Genomic DNA, 21983 nt, shown 5'->3' with positions numbered 1-21983 from the left:
CGTAGGCTTTGCTTCCGCCCAGTGGAAGTCCGCTCAGTGGAAGAGGGGGTCACATGGCCGGCGGCGCACGTGACCCCGGGCGTTCCGTGACGTCCCGGGCGCTGGCGATCCTCGGCGCCTTCGACGCCCGGCACGCACGGCTCACGCTGACGGAGATCGCCGACCGCACCGGCCTGGCGCTCAGCACCGTCCACCGGCTGGCGGGGGAGCTGGAGGAGTGGCGGGCCCTGCGCCGCGGCGCCGACGGGCGTTTCCAGATCGGCCGCCGCCTGTGGGAGCTGGGGCAGCTCGCCCCCGACCCGCTGCAGGAGGTGGCCCATCCCTGGCTGCAGGAGCTGTTCGGCGGCACCGGTGAGAACGTCCACCTGGCCGTGCGGGACGGGCTGGAGGTCCTCTACGTCGACAAGGTGTACGGCAAGCGGGCCGTGCCGATCCTGTCGCGGACCGGTTCCCGCCTGCCGATGCACCCGACCGGCGTCGGCAAGGCCCTGCTGGCCTACGAGCCGGGATGGTTCGTCACGTCCTATCTGTCCCGGCCGCTGGAGCGGCCGACGCCGCACACGATCACCGAGCCGGGACGGCTGGCCCGCGAGCTCGCCCAGGTGCGCGCCCAGGGGTACGCCACGACCCACGAGGAGATGACGCTCGGCTCGTGCTCGGCCGCCGCGCCGGTGCTGGCCGGAGGCCCGCCCGCCGACGGGCAGGCCTACCGGCCCGTTGCGGCCGTCGGCATCGTGGTGTCCTCACGGCGGGTGCGTGAGCTGCCCCGCCTGGTCGAACCGCTGCTGACCGTCGCGGCCCGCATCGCCGCCGACTACCGGGCCGCCGTCGCGCGGTCCTGACGGCCGGGGCGCGGGACCCCGGGTGTCACAGCGGCGTACAGGTCAGACCGGTCATCCCGAACGTGCCGCCGGTCGAGGAGCCGTTGGCGGTGACGGCGAAACTCCCCCCGGGCGCGATGGTGCCGTTCCAGGACACGTTCGTCGCGGTGACGCTCCGCCCGGTCTGGGTCCACCTCGTGGTCAGCAGGGAGAAGAGCTTCTCGTCGCCGGTGAAGGTCCAGGAGATCCGCCAGCCGTTCAGGGTGGTCGTCCCGGTGTTCACCACTCTGCCGTCCGCCACGAAACCCGAGGGAAAGCTGTGGACGGTCGGGAAGCTGACCGAGCAGGACGCCGAGGCCGCGCTCGCCGGGGCGGGGGCGGCGACCACCGCGGCCGCGGCCAGCGTCGCCGCGGCGATCCAGGCGCCCCGCCGGGTGAAACCGGTTTCACGATACCGCCGTGCCATTCCCTCTCCTTTCGCCGGCCAGGGGGTGTCCCCGCGGCCGATTCGACGAACGTTCCTCCGGATTGTGATCACGGCCGGCGGGGAATGTCATGGCCTCGGGCTCCGTACGCGCGGTAGCGCCGGTACGCGGGTGAACGTTTCATCCGCCGGTATGGCAGGCGTACGGTGAGTGCGAGGGGCATCACAGGCAGCGGCGAGGGGGGCCGCCATGGACGCCGTCGGCCTCGGCCGGGCCCTCGGCCGCCTGCCGGGCGAGCTGGTCGTCGTCGGCATCGAGCGGTGACTTCACACCGGGGGCGCCGATGACCCCGCCCGTCCTGCCCGCGGTTCACCGTACGGCTCGTGAGCTGCGGGAACGGCTGACCCGGGAACGGCCTCGCGCACGTCGAAGGTGATCCGCGGCGGCACCCGCAGCGTGGTGCAGAGCGCGCAGTGCTCCAGGACCGACAGGAGAGAGGCGCGCAGGCCCTCCGGGAGGCCGGGGGCGTCCACCGACAGCTCGACGCGGTCGATCCGCCCGGGACAGACGCCCAGGCCGTACCGCGCGGTGACGCCGACCCCGGCGGCGAGCTGCCGCTGGCGCAGGAAGCGTTCGGCGCAGTGCGCGACGCCCGCGGCCAGCCCGCCCACGAACAGCTCGGCCGGCGTGGGGCCGGTGTCGCTCCCGCCGACGTCCCTTGGCTGGTCGGACCGCACGGCGTGCCGGCGGACGTGGACGTCGAAACGGCCGGCTCCGTGCCAGGCGACCTGGATGACCCCGTCACGCTGTTCAGCCGGCATGGTCCACCCCCCAGTTCGAGTATCTCCGGGCGGTCGGGCCCGCCGAGGGCTCGCACTGGTAAGAAGCCCGTCGTGACCTGGCAAAGAGCCGGTGTCCGGACTGTCCTTATTTGCGACACTTTCAGATGTGGCCCACATGCCGCGGCGAGGACGAGGGTGAGCGCGGTGATTCCGCGCACGCGCCTGGACGAGCTACTGACCGAGCTGCACGCGCGGCTGCAGGCGGTCCTGGTGACGCGTGACCGGGTGCAGGCACTGCTGGAGGCGGTCGTCTCGGTGGGCGGCGACCTCGATCTCGAAACCGTCCTGCGGCGCATCGTCGAGACCGCCACCACCCTGGTCGACGCCAGGTACGGCGCGCTCGGCCTGATCGGGGAGGACAACACCCTGGCCCGGTTCGTGCCCGTCGGGATGAGCGAGGAGGAGATCGCCCGCATCGGGCACTGGCCCCACGGGCTGGGCCTCCTCGGCCTGCTGATCAAGGAGCCCCGGACGCTGCGGCTGCCCGACATCTCCCGGCACCCCGAGTCGTACGGCCTCCCGCCCGGCCATCCCCCCATGCGCGGCTTCCTCGGCGTTCCCGTACGGGTGCGGGGCGAGGTGTTCGGCAACCTCTACCTCACCGAGAAACGCGGGGGAGGGGAGTTCGACGAGGACGACGAGGCGATCGTCGTCGCCCTCGCGGGAGCCGCCGGAGTGGCCATCGAGAACGCCCGCCTCTACGAGGAGACCCGCCGCAGGGAGATCTGGCTGCAGGCGTCGGGCGAGATCACGACCAGCCTGCTGTCCGGCGCCGAGACGCCCCGCGTGCTCACGCTGATCGCCCGCCGCGCCCGGCGGATGGCCGGCGCCGACACCATGGCGATCCTGCTGCCGAACCCCGGCGGGCGCACCCTCCGGGTCGCGATCGCCGACGGCGCCCTCCCCGAGCCCTGCGCGGGGGCGCGCCCGATCCCCGTCGACGGCACGCTCGCCGGGCAGGCCTTCACCCTGGCGGAACCCCGCATGGCCGCCGACGCCGCAGACGAGGACGAGGGACCGGTGTGCGCCGTCCCGCTGGGGACTCCGGGGGCCGTACGCGGGGTGCTGTGGCTCGGCAGGCGGCCCGGCCGCATTCCGTTCAGCCGGTCGGAGGTGTGCATGCTGCACGCGTTCGCCGGGCACGCGGCCGTCGCGCTGGAACTGGCCGAGGCGCGCAAGGACGCCGAGCGGCTCGGCCTGCTCGAAGACCGCGACCGCATCGCCAGGGACCTGCACGACGTGGTCATCCAGCGGCTGTTCGCGATCGCGATGACCCTGACGGCCGCCGCTCGGCTGGTCGAGCGCCCGGAGGCGTCCGCCCGCCTGCGGTACGCGATCGACGAGCTCGACGGCACGATCCGGGAGATCCGCTCCACGATCTTCGCGCTGCAGACCCCCGCCGGCGCTCCCGGGCTGCGCGCCCGGCTCGTCGCGCTGGTCGAGAGCGCGCGGGCGCAACTCGGCTTCCTGCCTGCCCTGCGGCTGGACGGCGGGCTCGACACCCGCGTCCCCGGCGGCATCGGCGAGCATCTGCTGGCGGTGGTGCGCGAGGGCCTGTCGAACGTCGTACGGCACGCCCGCGCCACCCGCACCACGGTGAGCGTGTGCGTGGAGGGAAGCCGGCTGACGCTGACCGTGGAGGACGACGGGATCGGCATCCCGGCACAGGGCCGCCGCAGCGGCCTGCTCAACCTGCGGGAACGGGCCGAGGCCCTGGGAGGGAGCTGCACGGCCGGGCCACGCCCGGACGGGGGCACCTGCCTGCGCTGGAGCGTCCCGCTGCCGCCACCTGGAGAGGCTTGCGATGAGGACTAGTTTCGCCGACCGCCCGATCGTGGCGGGCACCGACGGCACGACCGTGGCCATCCAGGCCGTGGAATGGGCGGCCGACGAGGCCCACCGGAAGGGACTGCCCCTGCGGGTGGTCCACGCCGCCGACCGCCTGCCGTACGACGCCCCCCGCTATCCGATCCCCGACTGCTACGACCGGATGATCCCGTCCGGCCGGCAGCTTCTCGACCACGCCGAGAAGGTCGCCCGGGACCGGTGGCCCGGCCTGGAGGTGAGCACGGAACTGGCCGACGGGCGGCCCGGCCGCGTGCTGCGCGAGCAGGCCGGCCGCGCGGCCGAGCTGGTGCTGGGCGGCCACGGGCCGGTCGGCGCGCGGCTCGCCGGTCACGTGGACGTGCCGGTCGTCGTCGTACGCCCGGCGTCTCCCGGCGCCGGCGCGGAGATCGTGGCCGGATTCGACGGCACGCACGCGGCGACGCCCGCGCTCGCGTACGCGTTCGACGAGGCCCGGCTGCGCGGGCACCGGCTCAGGGTCGTCTGCGCCTGGGAACCGCCGATCTCCTCCGGGCCCAGGATCGCCGTGGACACCGGCGAGATCGGGCGGATCCGGGAGGACCGGGCGCGGCGCCTGCTGACCGTCTGGCGGGACAGGTACGCGGACGTCGAGACCGAACTCGACATGGTCCGCGCCCATCCGGTCTCCGCGCTCGTCGACGCCTCGGCCCGGGCCGCCCTGCTCGTCGTCGGCTCCCACGGCAGGAACGCCCTCACCGCGGCCATGCTCGGCTCGGTCAGCCGCGCCGTGCTCGAACACGCGCGCTGCCCGGTGGCCGTCGTCCGGCACGCTCTCTGACCGCTGGGCCGCCGGTGTCAGCGGCGGGCCGGCCGTACCCCGGGGACCGCCCGCTCCAGCAGGTCGGCCACGTGCTCCGGGCCCTGGCCCTCCGGGCCGCGCAGGTCGATCTCCCCGTTCCGCACGCTCACCTCCCAGGTCTCGGACGGGTAGCGCTCGCGGAGCGCGGCGAGGACCGCGTCGCGAAGCTCGGCGTCCGACCTGGCCAGCAGCGCCATGAGGTCCCGGCGGCTGACCATGCCGACGACCCGCTCGTCCCGCAGCACCGGGACGCTCTTGATCCTCCTCGCGATCATCAGGTCGGTCAGCACCGCCGTGTCGGTGGTCTCCTCGACCGTGCTGACCTGCCGCGACATGACGTCCGCCACCGTGGCCGGCCCGGACATGCCGGGCGCGAAGGCGCCGCACAGCAAATCGATCTCGCTGACCATCCCCACCAGCTCGCCGTGGTCTCCGAGCACGGGAGCGGCGGTGATGTCGTGGTCGTACAGCACCCGGATCGCGCGTCGGACCGTGTCGCCCCGGCCCAGCGTGATCACCGGGCTGCTCATGACCTCACCGGCGAGCATGGCCACCTCCCATCTGAGCGTCGACCGTTCCACCTTCACTGTCTCCATCCTCGCCTGGGCGGCGCCGGTGCCCGCCGGGCCGCAGGTCCCCGCGGCTCGGGACGTTCGGCACCTGCGCCGGAGCGCGTTCCGGTGTTCCATGGAGATGGCAGACGCGCATGCCCCGGCAGAGAGCCGGGCGCGCCGCCCGCGGGAGGTGGACGACGATGACCATGGAAGCCATGACCGCCGCCGACGTGATGAGCCGCGTGCTGGTGACCGTGAAGCCGGACGAGTCGCCGCTCATGGCCTGGGAGCTCATGCGCCGCGGGTCGATGCACCATCTGCCCGTCGTGGACTCCGGGTCCCACATCATCGGCGTGCTCACCCGGGAGGACATCGCCGCCCACTGGTCCGGCGGCCCGGCGGAGCAGTCGAGCGCCCAGGTGCGGCAGCTGCTCGGAGGGCGCAGGTGCCCGCACGTGTCCCCGGACGAGCCCCTGCCCGGGGTGGCGGCCGCGATGCTGGAGTCGGAGGTGGACGTGGTGCCCGTCATCGGGGCCTCCGGCATGCTGAAGGGCATCGTCACCGTGACCGACCTGCTGGCGGCGGTGGCGGGCAGACGGGTGGCCGTGGCACAGGACGCGGACTCGTCGGCGGGACTGTTCCGGCTGGAGCCGGTGCTCCCGCCCAAGCCGTCGCGGGCGGACTGAGCCCCTGCCCGCCGAGCCCCTGTCCGCCAGGCCCTGCCCACCAGGACTCCGCCCGCCGAGATCCTGCACAATGGGGGCCATGCGCAACTCGGTGGTGATCTTCTCGTGAGTGCCCGTATCGACCATGCCGTCACATCGGGCACGTTCAGCCTGGACGGCCAGACGTTCGACGTCGACAACAACGTGTGGGTGCTCGGCGACGACGCCGAATGCGTGGTGTTCGACGCGCCGCACGACGTCAAGGCGATCACGGACGTGATCGCCGGTCGGCGGGTCCTGGCGATCCTGGCCACCCACGCGCACGACGACCATGTCCGGGTCGCGCCCGACCTGGCCGGCGCCACCGGGGCGCCCGTCCTGCTGCACCCGGCCGACCTGCCGCTGTGGCGGCTCACCCACCCTGACCGGGAGCCCGACGGCGCCCTGTCCGACGGGCAGATCATCGAGGTGGCCGGGACCCGCCTCGAAGTGCTGCACACGCCCGGCCATGCCCCCGGCGCCTGCTGCTTCCACGCACCGGACCTGGGTGTCCTCTTCACCGGCGACACGCTGTTCCAGGGCGGACCAGGAGCCACCGGCCGTTCGTTCTCCGACTTCGGGGTAATCATCGGCTCGATCCGCGACCGCCTGCTGACCCTGCCGCCCGAGACCGTCGTGCACACCGGCCACGGCGACAGCACGACCATCGGCGCCGAGCAGCCCCACCTCGACGACTGGATCCGCCGAGGTCACTGATCCCACCCGGGGCGCCGGGCACCGCTTCGGCGGGAAAACGAGGGGAAAAGGCCCGTCCGAAAAGCACGCCCTTAACCTTGACGTGATTTCTGCCCGGTGCCATAGTCTGGGTTGCTGATCAGCGCCCGACTCCCATTCCTCGTCCGCCGTCCAGAACAGCTAATGATGTTAGCGCAAACATTTGTTAGCGCTAACAATCGGCTTCAAAGCCGAGCAGGATGTATGGAGGAACGATCCAACATGGTGAGACCCCCCATCCGTTCCGTACACCGGAGAATCCTGACCGCCGGTGCGGCGATCGTGACGGCGCTGGCCGGCGTCACGTTCGCGACGGCGCCGACGGCGCAGGCGGCGCCCCCTCCGGCCAGGCCGCAGGGCCCGTGTGACATCTACGCCGCCGGCGGCACCCCCTGTGTGACCGCCCACAGCACCACCCGGGCGCTGTACGCCTCCTACGACGGCCCGCTCTACCAGGTCAGGCGGACATCGGACGACAGGGTCAGGGACATCGGCGTGGTCGCCCCCGTCGGCGGGGCATACCCCGACGCGGGCGGATACGCCGACGCCGACAGGCAGGACTCGTTCTGCGAGGACACGGTCTGCCTGATCACCACGATCTACGACCAGTCCGGCAAGGGCAACCACCTCTACCAGGCGCCCCCCGGCACCTTCCGGGGCCCCGCCGTCGGTGGATTCGACACCCTCTCGATCGCGGACATGGCGCCGATCACGCTCGGCGGCCACCGGGTGTACGGCACCTACATCATGCCGGGCATGGGGTATCGCAACAACAACGCCACCGGCCTCGCGAAGGGGGACGAGCCGGAGGGCATCTACTACGTCATCGACGGCAAGCACTACGACAGCGGCTGCTGCTTCGACTACGGCAACTCCTCGACGAACGGCCGCGCCGTGGGCACCGGCACCATGGAGACCACCTACTTCGGCACCGCCACCGCCTGGGGGAGCGGCAGCGGACCCGGTCCGTGGATCATGGCCGACATGGAGGCGGGCCTGTTCTCCGGATACAACGCGAAGCAGAACCCGGCCGACCCGACCATCGACTCCTGGCGGTTCGTCACCGCCGTCGTCGACGGCGGCGGCGGGAACCAGTGGGACCTGCGCGGCGGCAACGCGCAGGAGGGCCCCCTCACGACCTACTACAGCGGAATCCGCCCCGGCTCGCTGACCAACGCCAGCTACTACCCGATGCACAAGAAGGGCGCCGTCCTCCTGGGCACCGGGGGCGACAACGGCAACGGCTCGTCCGGCACCTTCTACGAGGGGGTGATGACGACGGGCTACCCGTCGGAGGCCACGACGGACGCCGTGCAGGCCAACATCGTCGCCGCCAGGTACGACGTGCAGCGGCTGGCCCTGTCGCGGGTCACGACCTTCACCCCGAACTCGTCGCAGGACGTCACCGAGACGTTCACGAACACCACGGGGGAGGCCGCGCTGAACGTCAACCTGAGCCTGGCCGCGCCCAAGAAGTGGACCGTCCGGGTCAAGGGCACCGATGACACATCCGCGACGTTCGGCCGGGTCGAGCCGGGTGAGAGCGTGCGGGCCACCTTCACCGTCACCTCGGCGGCGGAGACCGGCGCGGGCTTCCTGGTCGGCGAGGGCAAGTACGTCAACTCCGCCGGCCGGAACAGGCAGTCCACGGAGGTCACCCAGGCGGTGCGGAGCGCCCTCCCGATCAGGATCAACGAGGTCCGCTTCCGTACCAGCACCAACGCGACCGACCAGTTCGTCGAGCTCTACAACGCCTCGGGCGCCGAGGTCGACCTCTCCGGCTGGACCCTGACCAACACCCCGAGCGGCTCGGCCGCCACCACCCTGGCGCGGATCCCGGCCGGGACGAAGCTCGCGAGCGGCGACTACTACCTGCTCGGCCTGTCCGGCTCGGGAGTGGCGGCCCCGGTGAGCAAGGGTGCGACCGTCGTCAACGTCAGGAGCACGACCGGCTTCGCGGCCGGCCAGCAGGTCGACATCGACACCGGCTCCGGGCGGGAGACCCGTACGGTCCAGCAGGTCGGGACGGCGGCCACCGCGGCGACGACGCTGTTCATCCCCGTCTCCACCGGGCCGTGGATCACGATCCCCCGTGGCTCGTCCAACGTGCCGGTCACGAACGCGGCCGGTTTCGCGGTCGGCGACCGGATCGGCATCGACACGGGCGAGAACTACGAGCAGGCCATGGTCACCGCGGTCGGCAAGGCGGCCACGCAGACGACCCTGTCGGCGGCGGCGCCCGCGGGCGCGACCAACATCAAGGTCGCGGCCGACGCCAACATGACGGTCGGCGACACCCTGACGGTGGACACGGGCGAGAACAAGGAGGAGGTCACCGTCGCCGCCGTCGGCACCACCGGCGCGAACGGCACGGGCGTCGACCTCGCCGCCCCGCTGCGGCTCGCCCACGAGCAGGGCGTCGACGTGTCCGACCGCGGGACGGGCATCAGCTTCTCGCCGCGGACGAAGGAGCCGCACACGAGCGGGGTGTCCGTGCAGGCGCTCGGCAGCGGCATCACCCTCGACCGTCCGCTCGACAACGGCCACGAGATCGGCACGGCCGTGGTGAATCCCCTGGTCACGACGACCGGCTACCAGGGGCAGCCGGCGCCCGACCAGTGGTTCGGAGGCGCCCTGTCCACCGGCGCCGGTTCGATCGCGTTGCGGGACGGCACCGGCGCGGTGGTCGTCGACGCCGTCGTCTACGGATCCCAGCAGAGCAGTTCGAGCGGCAACGGGACCATCACCAGCCCCGAGCTCGCCGTCCTGGAAGCCGACCAGGGCGGGGGCGGCTGCATCACGGTGGTGGCGGGCGCGGCCGCCGGCGCCGGACGGAGCAACGCCCGCTGGCCCGACGGAAACGACACCGACAGCCTCTGCCGCGACTTCGTCACCACCAACGTGCCCACGCCCGGCGCGGCCAACGCGAGGTGACCTGACTCATCGCCGGCCGCTTCCGGTGCCCGCCGCGAACGGTGGGCACCGGAACCGGCGGCCCGACGAGGCCGGGGAGCCTAACGTGGAGCGGTGCGTACCCCGGTCACGGCGAACCGTTCGACGTCGGCGATGTGACCGCCGGTGCTCGCGACGATGGTCACAGTCCGGCCCGGGGCGGCACGGAAGTCGAGGGTGGTGGACCAGGGGCGGTTCTCGCCGCCCGCCGAGACGCAGCAGCGCTCGCCGAGCGGGCCGGTGCCACCGACACCGCGTGCCTGCACCCGGACGCTCTCGTCCACGCCGGTGATCCTGCCGCCGACCTTCACGGGGGAGGAGACGGAGCTGCCGTACCGGGGGGTGGTGAGGGAGAGGGTGGTGTCGTCGGTGCCCACCACCTCCCAGGGAGCGTCGCCACCGGTGCCGAACCTCACCAGGTGGATGACGGAGGCGATGCCGGGACGACCGCCGCCCTCGCCGCGGATGCCGACGGAGACGCGGGCGTGCGCGCCGTCGACGGTGCTGTCGACCAGCTGGTCGATCCCCTTGAACCCCAGGTATCCCTGGGTGAAGGCGAGAGCGGTCTGCCCGGCGTCCAGGTGCCAGGGCTGGTGCCCGCCCGCGCGGTAGCTCCGCTGCCAGTCGCGCACCTGCGTCTCGTCGGCGAACGGCCACAGCGGCTGGTAACGGCCTGCCACCAGGGGGCTGCCGGAGGAGGTGGCGAGGGCGGGCGAGGGAGCCGGAGTGCCGGTCACGGCCGCCGAGGGCACCGCGAGGGACGAGCCGGACGACGGGCCTGTGGACGTTACGGCTGACGTGGCGCCCGATTCGGCGGCGGGGGACGACCCCGGGCCCGTACCGCACGCCGCCGCGAGGAACCCCAGCGTGGCCAGCACCGGGGCCAGCACCGGGGCCAGTACGGCGGGCGGCCGGCGGCGGATCCGGCCGGGCGCGGACGGCGCGCCGGAAAGGGGCGTGCCTGCCACGGGCGTCCGCCGGAGGATGCGGCCGGGTGAGGGCGGCGAGCCGGACAGGGGCGCGTCCAGGCGCGCTCCGCTCCGCGACCGGTGAGTTGCGTTGGTCCTGTCATCACACGGCATTCCGCCAGGCACGATGCTCGCTCCCGCCCGAGACGTCTCCTGACAGAGAGCATGCCCGCCGGAAGCCTCTCGATCCATGGAGTTCGCGATGTCTGGCGGGCCTGCCGCCCAGGAGGCACGGCGGGCGGCGGAAGTCCCGGGGCGAAGTGACTTTCGACCGCTGTGCGACGGGCAGCGGACACGGTGCGATGGTCGCCGGGAGCGGTGTCCCCGCGCCCGCGAGCCGCACGACGTCCGCGAGCCGCCGAGCACCGCGAGCCGCTGAGCACAGGGAGGAAACGGATCATGACCGGACTGGTCGTCGCCGCCGTCGACGGATCGAAGCCCGCGACGGCGGCGCTGGAGTGGGCGGCGGACGACGCGCGGCGCAGGGGGGCCGCGCTGCGCATCGTTCACGTACGCGAGCCGTGGGCGCACCAGTACCCGTTCCACGCCGTGGAGGGGTTCGCCGACTCCTACGGCGAGTTCTGCGAAGGGGTGCTCGCCGCGGCCGCGGAGCGCGCACGTCAGGTCGCCCCGGACCTGGAGGTGACGACGGAACTCGCCGAGGGGACGGTCGTCGAGACGCTGCGCGCCGCGTCGGCCGGGGCCGGCGCGCTCGTGGTCGGCAGCCGGGGGACGGGGGGCTTCTCCGGCCTGGTCCTCGGGTCGGTCGGCCTGGGTCTGACCGGGCACGCTCCGGTCCCCGTCGTGGTCGTACGCCGGCCGCACCGCGACGAGTACCACGAGGTCGTCGTCGGTTTCGACGGATCGCCTCACTCGGAGGCCGCGCTGGAGTTCGCCTTCGAGGAGGCGCGGGCGCGCCGGGCCCGGGTGCACGCCGTGTACGCGTGGGAGGCGCCGATCTTCTCCCCCTTCGCCACCGGCTACATAGCGACGATGCACGAGGTCTTCGACGAGGAGTCGCGCTCGGCCCGGCTGCGGCTGGCGCCGTGGCGCGAGAAGCACCCGGACGTCCCGCTCGTCGAGTCGGCGGTCTTCGGGCACCCGGTTCCCGCGCTCGCCGAGGCGTCGCTCGTCGCCGACCTCGTCGTCGTCGGGTCGCGGGGGCTGGGCGGTGTGCGCGGCGCGCTGCTCGGCTCGGTCAGCCACGCCGTGCTGCACCGCGCGCACTGCCCCGTCGCGGTCGTACGGCCCCCGGAGGGGACGCGTTGATTTCAGAATCTACAACGTAAAGGCGGCGGCCTTGTGCAGATCCCTCCCGCCGGGTCGCCACGAGTACCGTCACCCGCGGCGACATCGCCGGACGAGAGCGTGGGAATGCCGATGACATGGACGTCGAGGCGGGCACGTACGTGCTGGGGCCCAGGTCGGGGCGGTTGCTGGTCCTCACCGGCCGCGCCGGTCTGGGCGCGAAGGCCGGGCATGACCTGACGATCGAGGTCACCAGGTGGCGGGGCGAGGCGGTGGTGGCACCGGACGACCCGGCGGCCTCCCGGATCTCGCTGGAGGCCGAGACGGCCTCGATGCGGGTCAGGGAGGGCACGGGCGGGGTCAAGCCGCTCACCGACTCCGACCGGGTCGAGATCGAGAAGAACATGCGGGAGAAGGTCCTCAAGCCGGACCGGCATCCCACGATCACGTTCCGGTCGACGCGTGTCGGGGGCGGCCCCGGGGCGTTCCGCGTCGAGGGCGACCTGACCATCGCGGGCGTGACCCGGCCGGTCGCCGTCGAGGGAGTGCTCGCCGGCGGTCGGGCCCGCGGCCGGGCCACCGTCGTGCAGTCGGAGTGGGGCATCCGCCCCTACTCCGCGTTCTTCGGCGCGCTCAGGCTGCGCGACGAGGTCGAGGTGATCTTCGATGTGCGGCTCGTGCCGGGCTGAGGCGCCCATCGTGCACCATGGAGGGGTGAACCGGCTTCCAATGGCGCGAGCCATCAAGCAGACCGCCGAGCAGGCCAGCGAGCGGACCGCCGAGCGGACCGCCGAGCGGACCGGCGAGCGGTGGAGCATGCTGGCCGATCTCGTGGCGGACGGCGACGTGGTGGTGCTCAGCGGGGCGGGCCTGTCCACCGAGTCCGGCATTCCGGACTACCGCGGAGAGACCGGACGCAGGCGCAGAGCCGACCCGATGACCTATCACACCTTCGTGAGCAGCGCCTCCGCCCGCCGGCGCTACTGGGCCCGCAGTCATCTGGGCTGGCGGCACATCGTGGAGGCCGCCCCCAACGCCGGTCACCGCGCGGTCGCCGAACTGCAGCGCCGGGGGCTCGTCGCCGGGGTCATCACCCAGAACGTGGACGGCCTGCACGAGGCCGCCGGCGCGCACGGGGTGATCGAGCTGCACGGCAGCCTGCACCGGGTGCGCTGCCTCGGCTGTGGTCACCGCGGCGCCCGCCACGAACTGGACCGGCGGCTGCGTGCGGAGAACCCCGGCTGGCACTCCCGCACCGCGCTGATCAACCCCGACGGCGACGCCGTGCTGACCACCGCCGAGATCGAGACGTTCCGTACGGTGGACTGCGAGGGCTGCGGCGGCGTGCTCAAACCGGACGTGGTGTTCTTCGGCGAGAACGTCCCGCCGTCGCGGGTGCAGGAGTGCTACGCGCTGACCGAGCGGGCCGGCCTGCTGCTGGTCCTGGGATCCTCGCTGACCGTGATGTCCGGTTACCGGTTCGTCCGGCACGCCGCCGCCCGCTCGATCCCTGTCGCGATCATCAACCAGGGGCCGACCCGGGGCGACGGCGAGGCGCTGATGACCTTCGACGCCCCGCTCGGCCCGGCCCTGACCACCCTCCTGGGAGACCTGGCCTAGAGGACCACGACGGGCGCCGGGGTCAGCTCCAGGGCAGGGCGGCGCGGCGGGCCCAGTAGGTCTCCGGATCCTCTGCCGGCTCGGAGAGCGTCTTCTCGGCCTCGTCGTCCCAGATCAGGCCGAGCGCCGCGAGGTTCTCGCCGAGCTGGCCGGTCGTGGCCGCGCCGCTCAGCACGGTGCCCGCCCACGGGCGGGAGAGCACGGCGGCCAGCGCGAGGGCGTCCGGGGTGACGCCCCGCTCGCGGGCGGCGCGGACCAGCGCGGGGGGCGCGCCGCGAGCCGTCAGCCGGCCGTTGGCCACGCCCTCCTTGACGATGACGCCGAGTCCGGCGGCGTGCGCCCGGGCCAGGGCGTCGCCCGCCGAACGCTCCAGCAGGTTCCACGTCGACTGCACCGTGTCGAACAGTCCCGTCGCGACCGCCTTGTCGATCGTGTCCGCCTGCGCGGGCCCGGTGGTGGACAGGCCGACGGCGACGCCCCGGTCGCGTAGCGCACGCAGCTCGCCGAGCACGTCCTCGTCGTCGAGCACGCCGCTGCCGACCGTGGCGGAGTGGATCTGGTAGAGCGACAGGTGGTCCCCGAGCAGTTCCCGCGTCTCGCCGAGCTGGCGGCGCAGCCGGGCGGCCGACAGGTCCTTCACCTCGTGGCGGTCGGCGTCCATCCGCCAGCCGCCCACGTACTCGTACCCCCACTTGGAGCCGACGACGACCTCCCGCGCGGGGACCCCCCGGTCGGCGAGCCAGCCCGCGAGGAACTCCTCGGCGCGTCCATAGGAGCGCGCGGTGTCGAAGTAGCGCACACCGGCCGCCCAGGCGGCGTCCAGCACCTCCCAGGTGCGCGCCCGCATCGCCGCGACGTCCCGGCCGGGCCCGAGGTCCTCCTCGCGCCCGAGCGTGATGTACGCGGGGCGCCCGAGCGCCGCGAGCCCGAGACCCATCGGGGTGACCTGGAGGCGGCTGCGGCCCAGCGGCCGGCGGAGCATCTCGTACACGACGCCCCACGTTAGTGGACCCCCGCGATCGGGTACGCCGACAGGCCCCGGCCTGTCCGACGATGCACCCGAGCCAGAGGCGGTGGGAGCGTGACGGAACCGGTGGTGGCGCGTCCGTACGCCGCGGACGTGCTCACCCGCACGCGCGACCTGCTCGATCCCGCGCTGCGCCGCACGGTGGGCACGCTGCCGCACTCGATGCGCCGCGTGGCCGGGTATCACTTCGGCTGGTGGGACGCCCGGGAGCGGCCGGTCGGCGGCGCGGGCGGCGGCAAGGCGCTGCGGCCGGCGTTCACGCTGCTGGCGGCCGAGGGAGCCGGGGGAGAGGCCACGGCGGCGCTGCCCGCCGCCGTGGCGGTGGAACTGGTGCACAACTTCTCGCTGATCCACGACGACGTGATGGACGGCGACCGGGTCCGCCGGCACCGGCCCACCGCCTGGGCCGTGTTCGGACGCGCCCAGGCGATCCTGGCGGGCGACTCGCTGCTGGCGCTGGCGTTCGCCGTGCTCGCCACCGGAACGGACGGGGGGCCGGACTGCGCGGCAGACGGCAGGACGGACGGAGTGCCGGTGCTGGCCGGGCACGTGCAGTCGCTGCTGGACGGCCAGAGCGCCGATCTCGACTTCGAGGAGCGCGCCGAGGTGGGCCTGGAGGCGTGTGTGCGGATGGCGGAGGGCAAGACCGCGGCCCTCTTCCGGTGTGCCTGCGCCCTCGGCGCGCTGTACGGCGGCGCCACCCCCGATCAGTCCGTGCTGCTGAAGGCGTACGGCGAGCGCGTGGGGCTGGCCTTCCAGATCGTGGACGACCTGCTCGGCATCTGGGGCGACCCGGCGGCCACCGGCAAGGCGGTGTATTCCGATCTGCGTAACCGGAAGAAGTCCCTGCCGGTCGTCGCCGCGCTGGCCTCGGGCACCCCGGCGGGCGCCGCGCTCGCCGCCCTGTACCGCCGTCCCGTCGCGGAGCCCGACCTGGCGCGGGCGGCGCGGCTGGTGGAGGAGGCGGGCGGGCGCGCCTGGAGCCTCGCCCGGGTGGACGGCCTGCTGGCCGAGGCGCTGGAGTCGCTGCGGGCGGCGGGGCTGACGCCGGAGGCCGCCGCGGGGCTGGAGGCGCTGGCCCGGCTGACCGCCGACCGCGACCGCTGAGGTTCAGCCGAAGGTGAGCACGACCTTGACTTCGTTCTCCCGCCTCTCGTACGCGTCCGCGTAGCGGTCCAGGGGCACCCTCCGGGAGATCAGCCGGGCGAGCCAGTCGCGGTTCGACACGGCGAGGGCGCCGGCCGCGGCGGTGAAGTGGCGGAAGTTGGAGTCGATCGTCCCGATCACCACGGCGTTCTCCAGGACCATCTCACGGTTGAGCGTGCCCACGTCCACGGTGACCCGGCGGGAGCCGGGGGTGACCCCGGTCAGGCAGACGATCCCGTACGGACCGATCGCCGAGATCGTGCCGGTGAAGACCTCGGCCGCGCCGCAGGCCTCGACGACCACGTCCGGCCGGAGACCGGTCACCACGTCCTCGATCCAGCCCGTGTGGTAGGTCGCGCCCAGGTCGGTGACCAGCGCCGGTTTGGGCCCGCCCTTGACGAAGTCGAACACATGCACGTCGAGGCCGCGCTGGACACCGAGGAGCGCGGCGAGCATGCCGAACGGTCCCGCGCCGGTGACCAGCACCCGGCGCGGCTCGTACCAGGACCGGCGCCCGATCTTCTCGACCTGCTCCCAGGCCTTGGCGACCACCGACGCCGGCTGCAGCAGCACGCCCGACTCGCCGAGACCCGAGTCGAGACGTACGGCGCAGTCCGTCTCCACGGACCACATCTCGCTCGCGTAGCCGTCCCGTTCCTTCAATCCCCGCATGGTGTACCGCCCGTTGCGGCACATGTCGGGCTCGCCGTGGGCGCAGGCCACACACGGCACCGGATCCGGATAGCGCACCAGGCCCACGACGAGGTCGCCGGGGGAGAAGCCGGACCCGGCGGGGGCCTGCCGCACACGGCCGAGGGACTCGTGCCCGATGACCAGCCGCTCCCGGCCAGGCGGGGCGTATCCGTAGTCGCCGGAGACGACCTCCCTGTCGGTGCCGCACACGCCGACGGCGACGCTCTCGACGAGGAGTTCGCCGGGGCCGGGCACGGGGTCGGGCACCTCGGTCAGCGCCAGCGACCCGGCCCGGCGCGGCACGACGGTGAGCGCGCGCATGCAGCATTCCTTCCCCAGGACCACCCGTCCCACCTGCGGCGCCGCCCCGGGCCGGGCAATGAGAACACCAAGGGGAAGGAAAATGTCCTCAGCTCTCCGGGACGTCGTCGAGCAGCCCGGCGTCGTGGGCCAGCAGCGCGATCTGCACGCGGTTGTTCAGCCCGAGCTTGGCGAGGATGCTCGACACGTGCGTCTTCACGGTCGGGACGCTGAGGTGGAGCAGCGCGGCGATCTCGGCGTTGGGCCTGCCCTGCCCGACCGCCACGGCGATCTCCCGTTCCCGGTCGTTCAGCGGCGCCAGGCGTTCCTCCGCCCGCGCCCGCCGCAGGTCCCGGCCCGACTCGGCCACCCGGGCGATGAGCCGCCGGGTCACCGCCGGGGACAGCACCGGATGGCCGCGGGCCACCCGGCGGACGGCGTCGACGATCTCGTCCGGTGGGGTGTCCTTCAGCAGGAACCCGGCCGCCCCCGCGCGCAGGGCGCGCAGCACGTGCTCGTCGGCGTCGAAGGTGGTCAGCACGATCACCTCCGGGGCGCCCTCGCGGGCGCGCAGCGCCTCGGTCGCCGTCAGGCCGTCCATGACGGGCATCCGGATGTCCATCAGCACCACGTCGGGGTGGTGCCGGCGGGCCAGCGGCAGGACCTCCGCGCCGTCTCCCGCCTCGGCGACGACACGGAGGTCGGGCGCGCCTCCGAGCATCATCACGAGGCCGGCCCGGACGAGCGGGTCGTCGTCGGCGATGAGCACGCCGATCGGCGCGGAGTCGGGCGAGATCATGCGGGCCACGGTAGCCAAACCCGCACCTGCCAGGCACCTGGGCCGGTGCCGCCGTCCCGGCGCACGGGCCCGTGCTCCAGCCGTCCCCCGGCCAGGGTGACCCGCTCGGCCAGGCCGATGAGCCCGTGACCCCCTTCGGTCTCCGGCCGGCCGGCCCCGGGGATGTCGTTGACCACCTCGATCGTCAGGCAGTCGCCGGGCGCCCCCGCCAGCCGCAGGCGGACCTCCGCCCCCGGCGCGTGCCTGCGCGCGTTGGTGAGCGCCTCCTGCACGACCCGGTACGCGGTGCGGCCCGTCCGGTCGGGGACGGCCTCCCGGGATTGCCCGCCGAGTTCGTCGCGCAGCCGCACCCGCATGCCGGCCTCGCCCGACTCCGCGACAAGCCGGTCCAGATCGGCCAGCCCGGGCAGGACGGGCCGCGTGGGCGCGGACCGTTCGCCGGACGGGTCGCCTGATGTGCCGCCTGGTGTGCCGCCGGTTGGGGCGCGCAGCACACCGATGACCTCGCGCAGGTCCTGCAGTGCCTGGTGGGCGCTCTCCCTGATCACCCGCGCCGCGCGGGCGACGTCGGCGGGGTCGGCGCCGGGGTTGAACTCCAGCGCTCCCGCGTGCACGCTCAGCAGGGACAGCCGGTGCCCGAGCACGTCGTGCATCTCCCGGGCGATGGCCTCGCGGACCAGGTGCTGCGCCTGCTCGGCCCGCAGCCTCGCCTCCGTCTCCATCCGGGCCGCGCGGTCGCGCTGCGCCAGCACCAGCCGCCGCCGGTGGTGGACGAACAGCCCCCAGCCCGCCGCCGCACCCTGCAGGGCCAGGCCCAGCATGAACATCGCGAGCGGCGGCGTGCCCGGCTCGGGGCGCAACCACGTGAACACGACCGCGGCCAGCACGCTGAGCGCGAACACCACGCCGGAGGTCCGGGGACGCCGGTGGACCGCGACCGAGAAGAGCGCGGCCAGCATCGGGCCCGCGACCATCTCGAAGACGGCCGACAGCGCGACGAGCGTCACCGCGAGCCCGACCGGCCACCGGCGGCGCAGCCACAGCGCGGCGCAGCCGAGCGCGCCCGCGACCTGGTCGAGGGGGAACAGCCACCCGGGCGGCAGTGGCGCGGTGCCGAGGCGCTCCGCCGACATGAGGAGCGCGAACGCCGCGGCGAGCAGGAACATCGCCGTGTCCACGAGCCAGTCACGCCGGGTCCGCCGACGCCGGGGGGTGGCGGGAGCTTCCATACGGCCGCAGCGTACGGCTTCGAGGGAGGCGCGCCCACGCGGTGGCGCGAAGTCGATACCGAAGTCGGGGGACGTCCGACTTCGGTCGGAGAGCACGCCGCGCGCCGGCGACCTTCGCCGGACGGAGGGATGCCGACGCCCGATGCCCGGCGGTCCCGCCGGTCCCTAGCGTCGGCGTCATGCGCAAGGTCATCCAGCTGGCCGGGGCGTTCCTGGTCGCCGTGGGAGTCAGCGGCACCATCGACCGTCTGGCCGTGCAGCCGTTCAACGGAGCGATCCTCAACGTCTTCAACCGTCAGGTCATCCCGCGCCTCGCCTTCCTGACCGGCTACGAGGTGTACGCGAACCTGCTCGTCGCGGTCGCCGGCGCCGTCGTGTTCGCCGCCGCGAGGAGGCGCGATGAGAACGCCTGACGCGCGCCGGGCCCGCTGGTCGCTCGCGGCCGGGCTGATGGTGCTCTCGCCGATGTGCGCCGAGTACCTCGCGGGCTACGACGACAGCACGGGCGATCCGTTCGTGCTGATCGCCAGCCTGGTGATCTTCAGTCCGCTGTACGGCGCGCCCGCGTTGCTGATCCGTGAGACGGCCCGCAGGCTGGGGCTGCGCTGGCCGGAGATCCTCGCCCTCGCGGCCGCCTTCGGCGTGCTGCAGGCGGGCGTCATCGACCAGTCCCTGTTCAGCGAGGGCTACCGGGACATTCCGTACTGGGAGGAGATGATCCGCCCGACGTACGTCGAGCCTCTGGGGCTGGCGGCCCACACCGCGCTGGCCTTCGTCGGGGGCCACGCGATCTGGAGCTTCGGCGTGCCGATCGCGCTGACCGAGGCGCTGGCCCCCCGGTTATCGCGTACGCCCTGGCTGCGCGCGCCCGGGCTGGCCGCCGCCGTGGCGCTGTACCTCGCGGCGGCGACGTTGGTGCTGACCGACCATCTGCGGACCGAGTCCGACCACGCCTCGGCGGCCCAGATCGGGAGCGCGCTGGCCGTCGCCGCGCTGCTGGCGCTGCTCGCGCTTCTCCGTACGGTCCGCGCCCGGCGCCGCCCTGGTTCCCCTGCTCCTGACGTGCCGCCCCGGCGCCCGCCCCGGCCGGTCGCCGTCGCCGCGGCCGGCCTGGTGGCGGGCCTCGCCTTCGACCTCCTGCCCGCGACCTGGGCCGGGGTCGCGGGCGGGCTCGCCCTGCTCGCCCTGACCGCCGCCGCGGCCGGACGGCTCGCCCGCTCACCGGCGTGGACCTGCCGCCACGCCGCCGCGCTCGCCGCCGGAGCCATGACCGCGCGCACGGTCGTCGGGTTCTTCGTGGTGCCGCTGGGTAATGTCGCGCCGGTCGCGAAGTACGCGCACAACGTCGCCTTCCTCACCGGCGCGGTGCTGCTCGGCGTGCTCGCGACGCGGCCGCGCGGCACCGTGGACCCCGATGCGGACCCGGGTGTGGGCCCGGGCCGGTGAGCCCGGCGTGCCGCCCCTCCGCAATAAACAAGGAGCTAACGGTGATCGCAGGAAGGAGTGGGCGGGTATCGGTCGGGTGCGGCGTCCGTGCGCGGGCAGGCCACCAGCAGCCCGCGTGAGGCCTCGATGGCGACCGGGATCGGATCGTCAGGCGTGTCGCGATGCTGGGCCAGCACTTACCGTCATTTCGTGACCGCCCCCGCCTGGCAGCAGATCGAGCCGGAACGCTACGACGACTTCTGGGCGCCCTTCGACGCCCGGTTCGGCTTCCGGCCCGGCTACGAGCAGAACGACCAAGCCGCGATCAGGGAGCCGATCCCGTCGGTGACCGTCGACCTGGCCCCCGTCTTCGCCGGCGAGCCGGCCCAGTTCGCCGCCGCCGACGACGCCGTCAACGCGCTCGGCCTGCTCGCCATGACCCGTGCCTTCCCCGCCTCGCAACGGCTGCTCGTGCTCGACTGGCAGCACCCCAGCTGGTGGTTCTGGCCCCACCGCCAGGCCCTCGACCCCGAACCAGGCTGGCCGGTGGAGATCTTCCCCAATGGGGACTACTACGTCTTCCTGTCCGAGGACATGACGACCGGCACCTTCGGCCACCCGTGGGAACAGACCCTGTGCGTCTTCGGCGACCCGCTGGTCAACACCTTGGCGCCGCTCCTGACCTCATGGCTGCCGATCAAACGCGCCAAACCATGACCCCTCTCATCCATCGGAGCGGACGACCTCGCCGGGGTCCTTGTCGTCGCGCAGGCCCCGCCAGGAGGGGTGGCGCAGCCGTCCCTCGCCGGTCCACTCGGCGAACTGCACCTCGCCGACCAGCACCGGCTCCACCCAGCCACAACCTCTGGCCTCCTCGCGGGTGATGCCGGAGAACGGGGGCGTGTCCCGCCGCAGCGGCGCGAGGCGCTCGCCGAGCCGCCGCAGCGCCTCGTCGGTGAAGCCGGTGCCGACGCTGCCGGCGTACCGGAGGAGGCCGCCGTCGTTCACGCCCACCAGCAGCGAGCCGATCGTGTCGGCGCGGCGCCCCTCCCCGGGCCGCCAGCCGCCGACCACGACCTCCTGGGTGCGGACGTTCTTGACCTTAACCCAGTCGGGGGAGCGGCGGCCGGGCAGGTAGGCGGAGACGAGCCGTTTGGCGACGACGCCCTCCAGCCCCAGGCGGCGGGAGTCGGCCAGCGCGTGCTCCCCGCCGCCGGAGTAGTAGGGCGGGATGGCCCAGTGGCGCCCGGCGCGCACGAGGTCCTCCAGGACGCGCCGCCGTTCCGTGTAGGCCGCTCTGGTCATGGTGCCCGCGCCGACGTGCAGCACGTCGAACAGCAGGTACGTCACGGGCGTGGTGACCACCAGATGCCTGACTTTGAGCGGGTCGCGCTGGTGCATGCGCGGCTGGAGCGCCTCGAACGAGGGCCTGCCCCGTTCGTCGAAGGCGACGATCTCCCCGTCGAGCACGATCGCCCGCCCGCCGGTCGCGCCGGCCAGCCCGGCGATCTCAGGGTAGGCGGGGGTGATGTCCCTGCCGTTGCGGGAGACGAGCCGGAGCGTCCCGTCCTCGACGTACCCGAGGGCGCGGACCCCGTCCCACTTCATCTCGTGCGCGTAGTCGCCCTGCGGCTCGGGCAGTGGCCCGAGCCGGGCCATCATCGGCGCGTACGCCGGAAGGGCGGCCATGCCCCGCTGGTACCCCGGCCGGTCTCCGGATACCCCCCTGACCTGCGCTGACATGCGACCGGCAGGGCAGGACGCCGTCGCCTGCGCGCACCGCCATCCTCCGAACGGGTGATGCGGGGCGACGTGCCGGGTGATGCCGCG

At 73.6% G+C, this 21983-nt stretch carries 22 protein-coding genes; 13 read left to right on the top strand and 9 right to left on the bottom strand.

The features are described 5' to 3' along the window. Window positions 1–53 precede the first annotated feature (53 nt). The gene (locus tag HHX40_RS15785; protein WP_182881156.1) at window positions 54–842 is read left to right on the top strand and encodes an IclR family transcriptional regulator; all 789 of its coding nucleotides are present in this window, start codon (window positions 54–56) and stop codon (window positions 840–842) included. A 25-nt stretch (window positions 843–867) separates the two neighbouring features. Here HHX40_RS15785 and HHX40_RS15780 read toward each other — a convergent pair whose 3' ends face one another. Then, window positions 868–1287, bottom strand: a complete 420-nt coding sequence (locus HHX40_RS15780) for a cellulose binding domain-containing protein (RefSeq protein WP_182881155.1) — start codon at window positions 1285–1287, stop codon at window positions 868–870. A gap of 285 nt (window positions 1288–1572) precedes the next feature. Next, on the bottom strand, window positions 1573–2067 hold the full coding sequence (locus tag HHX40_RS15775; protein WP_182881154.1) for an OsmC family protein: 495 nt from the start codon (window positions 2065–2067) through the stop codon (window positions 1573–1575). A gap of 165 nt (window positions 2068–2232) precedes the next feature. Between HHX40_RS15775 and HHX40_RS15770 the strand changes: the two genes are divergently transcribed. Together HHX40_RS15770 and HHX40_RS15765 are read left to right on the top strand one after the other, a co-directional pair. After that, window positions 2233–3903 carry a GAF domain-containing sensor histidine kinase gene (locus HHX40_RS15770; RefSeq protein ID WP_310738127.1) on the top strand — a complete coding sequence of 557 codons (1671 nt, stop codon included), beginning with the start codon at window positions 2233–2235 and terminating at the stop codon, window positions 3901–3903. Next, window positions 3893–4732: a universal stress protein gene (locus tag HHX40_RS15765; RefSeq protein ID WP_182881153.1), complete on the top strand. Its 840-nt coding sequence runs from the start codon at window positions 3893–3895 to the stop codon at window positions 4730–4732. The genes HHX40_RS15770 and HHX40_RS15765 overlap by 11 nt, the downstream gene beginning before the upstream one ends. A gap of 17 nt (window positions 4733–4749) precedes the next feature. Here the strand turns inward: HHX40_RS15765 and HHX40_RS15760 are convergent, their stop codons facing one another. Continuing rightward, window positions 4750–5340, bottom strand: coding sequence for a CBS domain-containing protein (locus HHX40_RS15760; protein ID WP_182881152.1), 591 nt, complete (start codon window positions 5338–5340; stop codon window positions 4750–4752). A 167-nt stretch (window positions 5341–5507) separates the two neighbouring features. Between HHX40_RS15760 and HHX40_RS15755 the strand changes: the two genes are divergently transcribed. From HHX40_RS15755 to HHX40_RS15745, 3 genes are all read left to right on the top strand, one after another. Further along, window positions 5508–5993, top strand: coding sequence for an HPP family protein (locus HHX40_RS15755; RefSeq protein WP_117408197.1), 486 nt, complete (start codon window positions 5508–5510; stop codon window positions 5991–5993). Between the two features lie 105 nt (window positions 5994–6098). Then, window positions 6099–6728 carry an MBL fold metallo-hydrolase gene (locus tag HHX40_RS15750; RefSeq protein WP_182881151.1) on the top strand — a complete coding sequence of 210 codons (630 nt, stop codon included), beginning with the start codon at window positions 6099–6101 and terminating at the stop codon, window positions 6726–6728. A 240-nt stretch (window positions 6729–6968) separates the two neighbouring features. Further along, a complete protein-coding gene (locus HHX40_RS15745; RefSeq protein ID WP_220499129.1) occupies window positions 6969–9680 on the top strand; it encodes an arabinofuranosidase catalytic domain-containing protein in 2712 nt (903 codons plus the stop codon). Between the two features lie 80 nt (window positions 9681–9760). Here HHX40_RS15745 and HHX40_RS15740 read toward each other — a convergent pair whose 3' ends face one another. Next, window positions 9761–10666: a hypothetical protein gene (locus tag HHX40_RS15740; protein WP_220499128.1), complete on the bottom strand. Its 906-nt coding sequence runs from the start codon at window positions 10664–10666 to the stop codon at window positions 9761–9763. A 399-nt stretch (window positions 10667–11065) separates the two neighbouring features. Here HHX40_RS15740 and HHX40_RS15735 point away from each other — a divergent pair, with 399 nt between their 5' ends. The 3 genes from HHX40_RS15735 (at window position 11066) to HHX40_RS15725 (ending at window position 13534) form a co-directional block, all read left to right on the top strand. Next, window positions 11066–11935 carry a universal stress protein gene (locus HHX40_RS15735; protein ID WP_182881149.1) on the top strand — a complete coding sequence of 290 codons (870 nt, stop codon included), beginning with the start codon at window positions 11066–11068 and terminating at the stop codon, window positions 11933–11935. A 116-nt stretch (window positions 11936–12051) separates the two neighbouring features. Then, complete coding sequence (locus HHX40_RS15730) at window positions 12052–12603, top strand: YceI family protein (protein WP_182881148.1); 552 nt, start codon at window positions 12052–12054, stop codon at window positions 12601–12603. Between the two features lie 127 nt (window positions 12604–12730). Next, window positions 12731–13534 (top strand): NAD-dependent protein deacetylase, encoded by an 804-nt coding sequence (locus tag HHX40_RS15725; protein WP_220499210.1) that lies wholly within the window; start codon window positions 12731–12733, stop codon window positions 13532–13534. Between the two features lie 22 nt (window positions 13535–13556). On the opposite strand, the gene HHX40_RS15720 is transcribed toward HHX40_RS15725, so the two are convergent. Beyond that, window positions 13557–14516: an aldo/keto reductase gene (locus tag HHX40_RS15720; RefSeq protein ID WP_182881300.1), complete on the bottom strand. Its 960-nt coding sequence runs from the start codon at window positions 14514–14516 to the stop codon at window positions 13557–13559. A gap of 99 nt (window positions 14517–14615) precedes the next feature. Here HHX40_RS15720 and HHX40_RS15715 point away from each other — a divergent pair, with 99 nt between their 5' ends. Further along, a complete protein-coding gene (locus HHX40_RS15715; protein WP_310738125.1) occupies window positions 14616–15668 on the top strand; it encodes a polyprenyl synthetase family protein in 1053 nt (350 codons plus the stop codon). A gap of 3 nt (window positions 15669–15671) precedes the next feature. Here HHX40_RS15715 and HHX40_RS15710 read toward each other — a convergent pair whose 3' ends face one another. The 3 genes from HHX40_RS15710 to HHX40_RS15700 all read right to left on the bottom strand — a co-directional run bounded on the left by HHX40_RS15710 (window position 15672) and on the right by HHX40_RS15700 (window position 18728). Then, window positions 15672–16721, bottom strand: a complete 1050-nt coding sequence (locus tag HHX40_RS15710; protein ID WP_182881147.1) for a glucose 1-dehydrogenase — start codon at window positions 16719–16721, stop codon at window positions 15672–15674. 88 nt (window positions 16722–16809) lie between these two features. Next, window positions 16810–17499, bottom strand: coding sequence for a response regulator (locus HHX40_RS15705; protein WP_117408212.1), 690 nt, complete (start codon window positions 17497–17499; stop codon window positions 16810–16812). Further along, window positions 17496–18728: a sensor histidine kinase gene (locus HHX40_RS15700; RefSeq protein ID WP_182881146.1), complete on the bottom strand. Its 1233-nt coding sequence runs from the start codon at window positions 18726–18728 to the stop codon at window positions 17496–17498. Before HHX40_RS15700 ends, HHX40_RS15705 begins: the two co-directional genes overlap by 4 nt. A 179-nt stretch (window positions 18729–18907) precedes the next feature. Here HHX40_RS15700 and HHX40_RS15695 point away from each other — a divergent pair, with 179 nt between their 5' ends. The 3 genes from HHX40_RS15695 to HHX40_RS15685 all read left to right on the top strand — a co-directional run bounded on the left by HHX40_RS15695 (window position 18908) and on the right by HHX40_RS15685 (window position 20870). After that, window positions 18908–19141, top strand: a complete 234-nt coding sequence (locus tag HHX40_RS15695) for a hypothetical protein (RefSeq protein WP_182881145.1) — start codon at window positions 18908–18910, stop codon at window positions 19139–19141. Beyond that, a complete protein-coding gene (locus HHX40_RS15690; protein ID WP_182881144.1) occupies window positions 19128–20174 on the top strand; it encodes a hypothetical protein in 1047 nt (348 codons plus the stop codon). Before HHX40_RS15695 ends, HHX40_RS15690 begins: the two co-directional genes overlap by 14 nt. A 189-nt stretch (window positions 20175–20363) precedes the next feature. Continuing rightward, window positions 20364–20870 (top strand): DUF2716 domain-containing protein, encoded by a 507-nt coding sequence (locus HHX40_RS15685; protein ID WP_220499127.1) that lies wholly within the window; start codon window positions 20364–20366, stop codon window positions 20868–20870. Window positions 20871–20876: 6 nt separating this feature from the next. Here the strand turns inward: HHX40_RS15685 and ligD are convergent, their stop codons facing one another. Then, entirely contained in the window at window positions 20877–21842 is a 966-nt protein-coding gene (gene ligD, locus HHX40_RS15680) for a non-homologous end-joining DNA ligase (RefSeq protein WP_182881143.1), read from the bottom strand. Between the last annotated feature and the right edge of the window lie 141 nt (window positions 21843–21983).

This window comes from Microbispora sp. H10949 (assembly GCF_014161435.1).
In the GTDB taxonomy this organism is placed as follows: domain Bacteria; phylum Actinomycetota; class Actinomycetes; order Streptosporangiales; family Streptosporangiaceae; genus Microbispora; species Microbispora triticiradicis.
Note: the sequence above shows the minus strand (reverse complement) of the source record. Positions and strands in the feature narration are given on the sequence as shown.

Excerpts from the sequence above, each read along its gene's own strand:
- HHX40_RS15785 (WP_182881156.1), top strand. The coding sequence starts at position 54 with ATGGCCGGCGGCGCACGTGACCCCGGGCGTTCCGTGACGTCCCGGGCG.
- HHX40_RS15780 (WP_182881155.1), bottom strand. The coding sequence starts at position 1,287 with ATGGCACGGCGGTATCGTGAAACCGGTTTCACCCGGCGGGGCGCCTGG.
- HHX40_RS15775 (WP_182881154.1), bottom strand. The coding sequence starts at position 2,067 with ATGCCGGCTGAACAGCGTGACGGGGTCATCCAGGTCGCCTGGCACGGA.
- HHX40_RS15765 (WP_182881153.1), top strand. The coding sequence starts at position 3,893 with ATGAGGACTAGTTTCGCCGACCGCCCGATCGTGGCGGGCACCGACGGC.
- HHX40_RS15755 (WP_117408197.1), top strand. The coding sequence starts at position 5,508 with ATGACCATGGAAGCCATGACCGCCGCCGACGTGATGAGCCGCGTGCTG.
- HHX40_RS15745 (WP_220499129.1), top strand. The coding sequence starts at position 6,969 with ATGGTGAGACCCCCCATCCGTTCCGTACACCGGAGAATCCTGACCGCC.
- HHX40_RS15735 (WP_182881149.1), top strand. The coding sequence starts at position 11,066 with ATGACCGGACTGGTCGTCGCCGCCGTCGACGGATCGAAGCCCGCGACG.
- HHX40_RS15730 (WP_182881148.1), top strand. The coding sequence starts at position 12,052 with ATGGACGTCGAGGCGGGCACGTACGTGCTGGGGCCCAGGTCGGGGCGG.
- HHX40_RS15725 (WP_220499210.1), top strand. The coding sequence starts at position 12,731 with ATGCTGGCCGATCTCGTGGCGGACGGCGACGTGGTGGTGCTCAGCGGG.
- HHX40_RS15720 (WP_182881300.1), bottom strand. The coding sequence starts at position 14,516 with ATGCTCCGCCGGCCGCTGGGCCGCAGCCGCCTCCAGGTCACCCCGATG.
- HHX40_RS15710 (WP_182881147.1), bottom strand. The coding sequence starts at position 16,721 with ATGCGCGCGCTCACCGTCGTGCCGCGCCGGGCCGGGTCGCTGGCGCTG.
- HHX40_RS15705 (WP_117408212.1), bottom strand. The coding sequence starts at position 17,499 with ATGATCTCGCCCGACTCCGCGCCGATCGGCGTGCTCATCGCCGACGAC.
- HHX40_RS15700 (WP_182881146.1), bottom strand. The coding sequence starts at position 18,728 with ATGGAAGCTCCCGCCACCCCCCGGCGTCGGCGGACCCGGCGTGACTGG.
- HHX40_RS15695 (WP_182881145.1), top strand. The coding sequence starts at position 18,908 with ATGCGCAAGGTCATCCAGCTGGCCGGGGCGTTCCTGGTCGCCGTGGGA.
- HHX40_RS15690 (WP_182881144.1), top strand. The coding sequence starts at position 19,128 with ATGAGAACGCCTGACGCGCGCCGGGCCCGCTGGTCGCTCGCGGCCGGG.
- ligD (WP_182881143.1), bottom strand. The coding sequence starts at position 21,842 with ATGGCCGCCCTTCCGGCGTACGCGCCGATGATGGCCCGGCTCGGGCCA.